This is a genomic window from Kitasatospora sp. NPDC059803 (genome assembly GCF_042732255.1).
Taxonomy (GTDB): domain Bacteria; phylum Actinomycetota; class Actinomycetes; order Streptomycetales; family Streptomycetaceae; genus Kitasatospora.
Map to the genome: position 1 here is coordinate 1 of NZ_JBHWIJ010000354.1, position 8,308 is coordinate 8,308.

6 protein-coding genes and 1 pseudogene are annotated in these 8,308 nt (G+C 72.9%); 5 read left to right on the forward strand and 2 right to left on the reverse strand.

The features are described 5' to 3' along the window. Positions 1–51 precede the first annotated feature (51 nt). Together ACFV6I_RS34965 and rpsD are read left to right on the forward strand one after the other, a co-directional pair. Positions 52–1,071 (forward strand): annotated as a pseudogene (locus ACFV6I_RS34965) (replication-associated recombination protein A); the annotation flags it as partial. A gap of 324 nt (positions 1,072–1,395) precedes the next feature. Beyond that, positions 1,396–2,010, forward strand: coding sequence for a 30S ribosomal protein S4 (gene rpsD, locus ACFV6I_RS34970; RefSeq protein WP_063346792.1), 615 nt, complete (start codon positions 1,396–1,398; stop codon positions 2,008–2,010). A 128-nt stretch (positions 2,011–2,138) separates the two neighbouring features. Here the strand turns inward: rpsD and ACFV6I_RS34975 are convergent, their stop codons facing one another. After that, entirely contained in the window at positions 2,139–2,459 is a 321-nt protein-coding gene (locus ACFV6I_RS34975; protein WP_380429888.1) for a tetratricopeptide repeat protein, read from the reverse strand. Between the two features lie 56 nt (positions 2,460–2,515). Further along, on the reverse strand, positions 2,516–4,762 hold the full coding sequence (locus tag ACFV6I_RS34980) for an ATP-binding protein (RefSeq protein ID WP_380429882.1): 2,247 nt from the start codon (positions 4,760–4,762) through the stop codon (positions 2,516–2,518). Positions 4,763–5,014: 252 nt separating this feature from the next. Here ACFV6I_RS34980 and ACFV6I_RS34985 point away from each other — a divergent pair, with 252 nt between their 5' ends. From ACFV6I_RS34985 to alaS, 3 genes are all read left to right on the forward strand, one after another. Beyond that, positions 5,015–5,494, forward strand: a complete 480-nt coding sequence (locus ACFV6I_RS34985; RefSeq protein WP_063346789.1) for a DUF948 domain-containing protein — start codon at positions 5,015–5,017, stop codon at positions 5,492–5,494. Positions 5,495–5,498: 4 nt separating this feature from the next. Beyond that, positions 5,499–5,942, forward strand: coding sequence for a DUF6167 family protein (locus ACFV6I_RS34990; protein WP_063346788.1), 444 nt, complete (start codon positions 5,499–5,501; stop codon positions 5,940–5,942). Beyond that, on the forward strand, positions 5,942–8,308 hold a 2,367-nt coding region (gene alaS / locus ACFV6I_RS34995), incomplete at its 3' end, for an alanine--tRNA ligase (RefSeq protein WP_380429885.1). The genes ACFV6I_RS34990 and alaS, both read left to right, overlap by 1 nt.

Here is an 8,308-nt window from a genome sequence, read left to right on the forward strand (position 1 = left end):
GCCCGCCTCGATCGGCGGGACAGGGCGTAGGCGCGATGGGGCCGGCTGCTCCGGCGGGCGGTCGGCATGTCCGGCCGGGAGACGGTGCTGTTCCTGGACGAGATCCACCGCTTCTCCAAGGCCCAGCAGCCCTCGCAGCTCCCGGCCGTGGAGACCCGCTGGGTCACCCTGATCGCGGCGACCACCGAGAACCCGTACTTCTCGGTGATCTCCCCGCTGCTGTCCCGCTCGCTGCTGCTCACCCTGGAGTCGCTGACCGACGAGGACGTCCGCGCCCTGCTGCGCCGCGCGGTGGCCGACGAGCGCGGCCTGGGGGGCGCGCTGGAGCTGACGGCGGAGGCCGAGGACCACCTGGTGCGCCTCGCCGGCGGTGACGCCCGGCGGGCGCTCACCACGCTGGAGGCGGCGGCCGGGGCGGCGCTGGAGAAGGCCGAGGCGAGCATCACGCTGGCCACCACGGAGACGGCCGTCAACCAGGCGGCGGTGCGCTACGACAAGGACGGCGACCAGCACTACGACGTGGCGAGCGCACTGATCAAGTCGATCCGGGGCAGCGACGTGGACGCCACCCTGCACTACCTGGCCCGGATGATCGAGGCGGGGGAGGACCCGCGGTTCATCGCCCGCCGGCTGATGATCTCGGCCAGCGAGGACGTCGGCCTGGCCGACCCGACGGCGCTCCAGACGGCGGTCGCGGCGGCCCAGGCGGTGGCCCTGATCGGCTTCCCGGAGGCGCGGATCATCCTCTCCCAGGCGGCGATCGCGCTGGCCCTGGCGCCCAAGTCCAACGCGGCCTACCTGGCGATCGACGCGGCGCTGGCGGACGTCCGGCAGGGGCTCGCGGGCGCGGTGCCGCCGCACCTGCGGGACGCGCACTACGGCGGCGCGGGCAAGCTCGGCCACGGCCAGGGCTACCAGTACCCGCACGACCTGCCGGAGGGCATCGCGGCCCAGCAGTACGCGCCGGACGCGGTGCACGGCAAGGACTACTACCAGCCGACCCGGCGCGGCGGCGAGGCCCGGTACGCGGACGTCGTGGAGTGGACGCGGGGCCGGCTCAGGGGTGAGTGAGAAGGGGCGCTCGACCACCCGGTACAATCGGTCGAAGTGCCATGCCCCGGGACGGCGGCGGAGGAGACTCCACCGACCGGCCGCACCAGCGGGGCATCGGCCGTAGGCCTCCTCCGGGAGGCCCGCACCAGGAGCGTCGCGCACCGTTTCGGTGTCGCGGACGGCCCGGATTTCCGGGCTGTTCCGTGTGACCAGCACTTTTGTGCCCGGCTCCGGAGAGCGGCTGACCGCATCGCCTCGGCGATGGGTTGTCTCCGGGTCGCGAGATGCGACCTCCGTCAACACCTGGTGAAGCCGTATTCGTAAGCAAGGAAGGTTTGGTTCATGGCGAACCAGAAGCGTCCCAAGGTCAAGATCGCGCGTGCGCTCGGCGTGCCGCTGACCCCGAAGTCCGTCAAGTACTTCGAGGCCCGCCCGTACCCGCCCGGCCAGCACGGCCGTGGTCGCAAGCAGAACTCGGACTACAAGGTCCGTCTGCTCGAGAAGCAGCGTCTGCGCGCCCAGTACGACCTGAGCGAGAAGCAGATGGCGCGCGCGTTCGACCGCGCGAAGAAGGCCGAGGGCAAGACCGGTGAGGCGCTCGTCGCCGAGCTGGAGACCCGTCTGGACTCGCTGGTGCTGCGTTCGGGCATTGCCCGCACCATCTACCAGGCCCGCCAGATGGTCGTCCACGGCCACATCGAGGTCAACGGTGGCAAGGTCAACAAGCCGTCGTACCAGATGAAGCCGGGCTTCGTGGTGACCGTCCGCGAGCGCAGCAAGGAGAAGGTCCCGTTCCAGGTCGCCCGTGAGGGTGGCTACGCGGGTGAGGGCCAGACCCCGAAGTACCTCGAGGTCAACCTGAAGGCCCTGGCCTTCCGCCTGGACCGTGCGCCGCAGCGCAAGGAGGTCCCGGTGATCTGTGACGAGCAGCTGGTGGTCGAGTACTACTCGCGCTGACCCGTCGCGGTTCCGCATCTGCGGTACCTCAGCGATAAACACTCTCCAGGAGAGGGGGGGGGGGTTGTGGACCGTGGGGGGGGGGTGGTGTTGGGGCGGGGGCGCGCGAGTGATCCGAAAGAGAGCCCCTAGCGGTTCTCGCCGGTCATCGCCGCGGCCAGCCGCAGGTGCGGGCGGGCCTCCTCGGTGCGGCCCTGGCGCTCCAGGGTGCGGCCGAGCATCAGCCGGGCGTAGTCCTCGGCCGGGTCGGTGGCCAGGATCCGGAGCAACTCGGCCTCGGCGCGCCCGAGTTGGGCGGAGTGGTAGTAGCTGCGGGCCAGCAGCAGCCGGACCGAGAGGTTGGCCGGCTCCTCGGCGAGCACGCCCTCCAGCATGCGGGCGGCGTCGGCGTAGGCCTTGGACTCGAAGTGGAACGTCGCGAGGCGGTACTCGTCGGCGGCGGTGGTCACGGCCACGGGGGGCTCCTTCCGGGTGGTTCCTTGCCTCCTCAAGCAATCGGCAAGTTTCAGCTATTCCTGGCCGGTGCGGGCGCCGGTGCGGACGGCACCGAGCAGGGCCCGGACCCGGGCTCCGGGCCGCCCGTCGACCCGCTGGCGCCCAGCGCCCGGGAGACCGCCGCGTCCAGGTCGAGCCGGGCCCCGGCCTGGTAGCACCGCTCGTACTCCTGCGCGGTCAGCCCCGCCCGGGCCCGCTCCGCGCACTCCTGGTGCGGGCCGAAGAAGGACCGCGAGCCCAGGAAGGGCAGGCCGACCGTGTGCCAGATCCGGTGCGCGGCGCCCTGCAGCACCCGGGCCTCGCCCAGGTCGCCCGGCGCGCCCGGGCCGCCCGGCTCGGTCTCCAGCAGCGCCAGCAGGTCGATCGCCAGCGCGATGCCGAGCAGGTCGTGGAACAGGTGGTTCAGCCGCAGGCCCTCCCGGGCCAGGGCGCGGGCCGCCCGGACGGCGCCGTCCAGCCAGTGCGCGTACGCCGTCGCGTACAGCACGTACGCGTACGCCCACTGCTCGCCGTGCTCCTCGCACAGCTCGCGGGCCTGGCCGAACCAGAGCTCGCCGCTCTCCGGATCCCCTTGGAACAGGTACGCGAGGCCCAGCTCGACCATGGCCAGCACGACGTTGCTGTTGAGCTCGCCGATGGTCCGGTAGTGCCAGAGCGCCTCCTCGAACAGCTCGGCGGCGCGCTCCGGCTCGTCGCCGACCAGGGCCGCGCCGGCCTGCCGGTGGACGGCGTAGGCGAGCGCCCGGTCGTCGCCGGTGTCCAGGGCCTGGCGGCGGCACTCCTCCAGAGCCGGGCGGGCCGCCTCCAGGTCGCCTTGCAGGGTGGCCAGGTGGCCGGTCGCCCAGAGGGCTTTGGCGCGGGCCTCGGTCGGCTCGCGGTCCAGGGCGAGCGCGCGGTCCAGCCAGTGCCGCCCCTCGCCGAGGTGGCCGCAGCCGACCCAGTAGAACCACAGCGTGCCCGCCAGCAGCAGGGCGATCTGCTCCTCGCCGGGCTCGGCGAGGCAGAACTCCAGCGCCGCGCGGAGGTTGGGGTGGGCGAGTCGGGTGCGTTCGGCGGTCTCGGCCTGCCGGGGGCCGAACCACTCGACCTCGCCCCAGGTGGCCACGCCCAGGTACCAGTCGCGGTGGCGGCGCAGCAGCCGCTGCTCCTCGCCGGCGGCCCGCAGCCACTGGCCGCCGTAGTCGCGCAGGGTGTCCAGCAGCCGGAAGCGGACGCCGAAGGCGCTGTCCTCGCGCAGCACCACGGACTTGCCGACCAGTTCGTCGAGCTGGTCGAGCACGTCCTCGGCCTCCAGGGCGTCACCGGCGCAGACGTACTCGGCGGCCTCCAGGTCGAAACTGCCGGCGAAGACCGAGAGGCGGGCCCAGAGCAAACGTTCCTGCACGGTGCAGAGCTCATGGCTCCAACCGATCGTGGTGCGCAGCGCCCGGTGCCGCGGCAGGGCCGTCCGGGAGCCGCCGGTGAGCAGCCGGAACCGGTCGTCCAGCCGGGCGGTGATCTGCTCCACCGACAGCGCGCGCAGCCGCCCGGCCGCCAGCTCCACCGCCAGCGGGAGGCCGTCCAGACGGCGGCAGAGCAGGCTCACCGCCTCGGTGTTGGCCTCGGTCAGCGCGAAGGAGGGCAGCACCGCCCGGGCCCGCTCGGCGAACAGCCGCACCGCGTCCGGCAGCCCGCCCGGACCGCTCGGACCGCTCGGACCGCTCGGACCGCTCGGCCGAGGGTCGACCGGCAGCGGGGCCAGGGTGAGCAGGTGCTCGCCCGAGGCCCGCAGCGCGGCGCGGCTGGTGGTCAGCACCCGGAGGCCGGGCAGTGCCCGCAGCAGCGCGTTCGCCAGGTCGGCGCAGGCCTGCACCAGGTGCTCGCAGCCGTCCAGCACCAGCAGCGTGCGCCGGCCGGACAGCCGCTCGGTAAGCACGTCCAGCGGCGGGCGGGCGGTGTCGTCGGTCAGCCGCAGCGCCTCCAGCGCCGCGCGGCCGAGCAGCAGCGGGTCCTGCACCGGGGCCACCTCGACCAGCCAGGTGCCGTCCGGGAAGGCGCCGGCCGCCCGGGCGGCGGCGCGCAGGGCCAGCCGGCTCTTGCCCACCCCGCCCGGCCCGGTCACCGTCACCAGCCGGGCGCCGGCCAGCAGGCCCGCCAGCTCGGCCAGCTCCCGCTGCCGCCCGACGAAGCCCGTCACCTCGGCCGGCAGCCGGCCGGGCTGCGGCTCGCGCGGCCACGCCGCGGGTTCCCCGGGCTGTGCTCTCCAGTCGCCGGCCAAGCGTTGCTCCCCGTGTTCCTGGCCCGGACCGTCGGGGCCCGGACGTTCGTCGGGCCGTACGGGCGACGGCCCGCCTGGCAGAACGAGGTGACCGGCCGGTAGGTTACGCGCGCGGTTCGCACATCCGACCGGTTCGGCCGAGGGCCGACGCGGCGGTGGACCCCGGGGCCCGGCGATAACCCGGTCCGGAAACCGGGCGTGGGCGCGATAGGGTTCCGTTTGGAGAACAGCAAGGCGAGGGAGCGCGCAAAGGTGTCCGTGGGAGAGCTGGCCGGGTTGCTCGTCGCCGTGTTCTGGGCGGTCCTGGTCACCCTGCTCGCCGTGGTGCTGGTCCGCCTCTCGCGCGTGCTGAAGGAGGCCACCGTCCTCGTCTCCGCCGTCACCGAGCAGGCCGTCCCGCTGCTGAGCGACGCGGGCGCCGCCGTGCGCAGTGCCAACCAGCAGCTGGAGCGGGTGGACGAGATCACCGCCAACGTGCAGGACGCCGCCGCCAACGCCAACGCGCTCTCCTCCACCGTCGCCGCCACCCTGGGCGGGCCGCTGGTGAAGGTCGCGGCCTTCAGCTACGGCGTCCGCAAGGCCGTCGCCAAGCAGCAGGGCGGCCAGCCGTCCGTGCCGTCGCAGAGCGGCGAGCGCGAGGAGCTGGCCCGGCTGATCCGGGCCGAGGTGCGCGCCGCGACCGCGCCCAGGAACGGCCTGCTCTCCCGGGTCCGGCGCGCGGTGAGGGGCTGACGGCATGGTGCGACGCGTCTTCTGGATGGCGGTCGGCGCCGGTGCGACCGTGTGGGCCATGAACAAGGCCAACGAGGCCGTGCACCGGCTCACCCCGGACAGCCTCTCCGGCACCGCCACGCGCGGTGCGCTGCACCTGGGCGACCTGGCCAAGCAGTTCGCCCAGGACGTGCGGGCCGGCATGGCCGAGCGCGAGGAGCAGCTGAAGGACGACCTCGGACTGCACGGCACCGCCGTCGTCGAACCCCGGAGCACCGGACGGGTCCTGCGCGGCGAGCCGCAGTACCGAGCTATCTCGGCGGCGCCCGGCAGCCCGGCCGCCGCCCTGCCCCCGTCAGGCCCCCGCCCCGTGTCCCGTGGGGCCCGCACCACCACCCGAGCCATTGAAGAAACGCCCCGCCGCGCCCTGCCGCAGCGGGGCGGCACCCCGAACCGGAAGGACCAATAATGGAGTCGGCTGAGATCCGCCGCCGCTGGCTGCGCTTCTTCGAGGAGCGCGGCCACACCGTCGTTCCGTCGGCGTCCCTGGTCGCCGACGACCCCACCCTGCTGCTGGTCAACGCCGGCATGGTGCCGTTCAAGCCCTACTTCCTGGGCGAGGTCAAGCCGCAGTTCTCGCGCGCCACCAGCGTCCAGAAGTGCGTGCGCACCCTGGACATCGAGGAGGTCGGGAAGACCACCCGGCACGGCTCCTTCTTCCAGATGTGCGGCAACTTCTCCTTCGGCGACTACTTCAAGGAAGGCGCCATCAAGTTCGCGTGGGAGCTGCTCACCAGCTCCGTCGCGGACGGTGGCTACGGCCTGGAGAAGGAGAAGCTCTGGATCACCGTCTACCAGGACGACGACGAGGCCGAGCTGATCTGGCGTGACGTCATCGGCGTCCCGTCCGAGCGCATCCAGCGCCTCGGCATGAAGGACAACTTCTGGTCGATGGGCGTCCCCGGCCCCTGCGGCCCGTGCTCGGAGATCAACTACGACCGCGGCCCCGCGTACGGCGAGGAGGGCGGCCCGGCCGTCAACGGCGAGCGCTACCTGGAGATCTGGAACCTGGTCTTCATGCAGTACGAGCGCGGCCACGGCGACGGCAAGGACGGCTTCGAGATCCTCGGCGACCTGCCGAGCAAGAACATCGACACCGGCCTCGGCCTGGAGCGCCTCGCCGCCATCCTCCAGGGCGTCGACAACCTCTTCGAGATCGACACCAGCCGGATGATCCTCGACCGCGCCGCCGAGCTCACCGGCCACACCTACGGCGCCGACCACAAGTCGGACGTCTCGCTGCGCGTGGTCACCGACCACATCCGCACCGCGCTGATGCTGATCGGCGACGGCGTCACCCCCGGCAACGAGGGCCGCGGCTACGTGCTGCGCCGCATCCTGCGCCGCGCCATCCGCAACATGCGCCTGCTGGGCGCCACCGGCGTGGTGGCCAAGGACCTCACCGACATCGCGATCAAGGCGATGGCTCCGCAGTACCCGGAGCTGGAGAGCGACCGCAAGCGCATCGAGACGGTCGTCGTCGGCGAGGAGGCGGCCTTCCTGCAGACCCTCAAGGCCGGCACCAGCCTGCTGGACGCCGCGGTCACCGAGACCAAGCAGGCCGGCGGCGCGGTCCTCTCCGGGGACCAGGCCTTCAAGCTGCACGACACCTACGGCTTCCCGATCGACCTCACCCTGGAGATGGCCGAGGAGCAGGGCCTCCAGGTGGACGAGGCCGGCTTCCGCCGCCTGATGCAGGAGCAGCGCAACCGCGCCAAGGCGGACGCCAAGGCCAAGAAGATGGGCCACGCCGACGTCGCCGCGTACCGCGAGGTCGCCGACAAGTCCGGCGCGAGCGTCTTCACCGGCTACAACCTCACCGAGGGCGAGGCCAGCGTCGTCGGCCTGCTGGTGGACGGCGTTCCGTCGCCGGCCGCCTCCGAGGGCGACGAGGTCGAGATCATCCTCGACCGCACCCCGTTCTACGCCGAGGGCGGCGGCCAGCTCGCCGACCACGGCAGGATCCGGCTGGAGTCCGGCGCGGTGGTGGAGATCCGCGACGTGCAGCAGCCCGTCCCGGGTGTCATCGTGCACTCCGGTGGGGTGCTGTTCGGCGAGGTCGTGCTCGGCGCCTCGGCGTACGCCACGATCGACACCGAGCGCCGCCGGGCGATCGCCCGCGCCCACTCGGCCACCCACCTGACCCACCAGGCGCTGCGCGACGCGCTCGGCCCGACGGCCGCCCAGGCCGGCTCCGAGAACGCCCCCGGCCGCTTCCGCTTCGACTTCGGCTCGCCCGCCGCCGTCCCGGGCACCGTGCTGGTCGACGTCGAGCAGAAGATCAACGACGTGCTGGGTCGCGAACTCGACGTCACCGCCGAGGTCATGACGATGGATCAGGCCCGCAAGGCCGGTGCCATCGCGATGTTCGGCGAGAAGTACGGCGACGAGGTCCGGGTTGTCACCATCGGTGACTTCTCCAAGGAGCTGTGCGGTGGCACGCACGTCGGCAACACCGCCCAGCTGGGCCTGGTGAAGCTGCTCGGCGAGTCCTCGATCGGCTCCGGCGTGCGCCGCGTCGAGGCGCTGGTCGGCGTCGACGCGTACAAGTTCCTGGCCCGCGAGCACACCGTGGTGTCCCAGCTGACCGAGCTGGTCAAGGGGCGCCCGGAGGAGCTGCCGGAGAAGATCTCGGGCATGCTCGCCAAGCTCAAGGACGCCGAGAAGGAGATCGAGCGCTTCCGCGCCGAGAAGGTGCTGGCCGCCGCGGCGGGTCTGGCCGACTCGGCCGAGGACGTGCAGGGCATCTCGGTGGTCGCCGCGCAGGTCGCCGAC

Excerpts from the sequence above, each read along its gene's own strand:
- rpsD (WP_063346792.1), top strand. The coding sequence starts at position 1,396 with ATGGCGAACCAGAAGCGTCCCAAGGTCAAGATCGCGCGTGCGCTCGGC.
- ACFV6I_RS34990 (WP_063346788.1), top strand. The coding sequence starts at position 5,499 with ATGGTGCGACGCGTCTTCTGGATGGCGGTCGGCGCCGGTGCGACCGTG.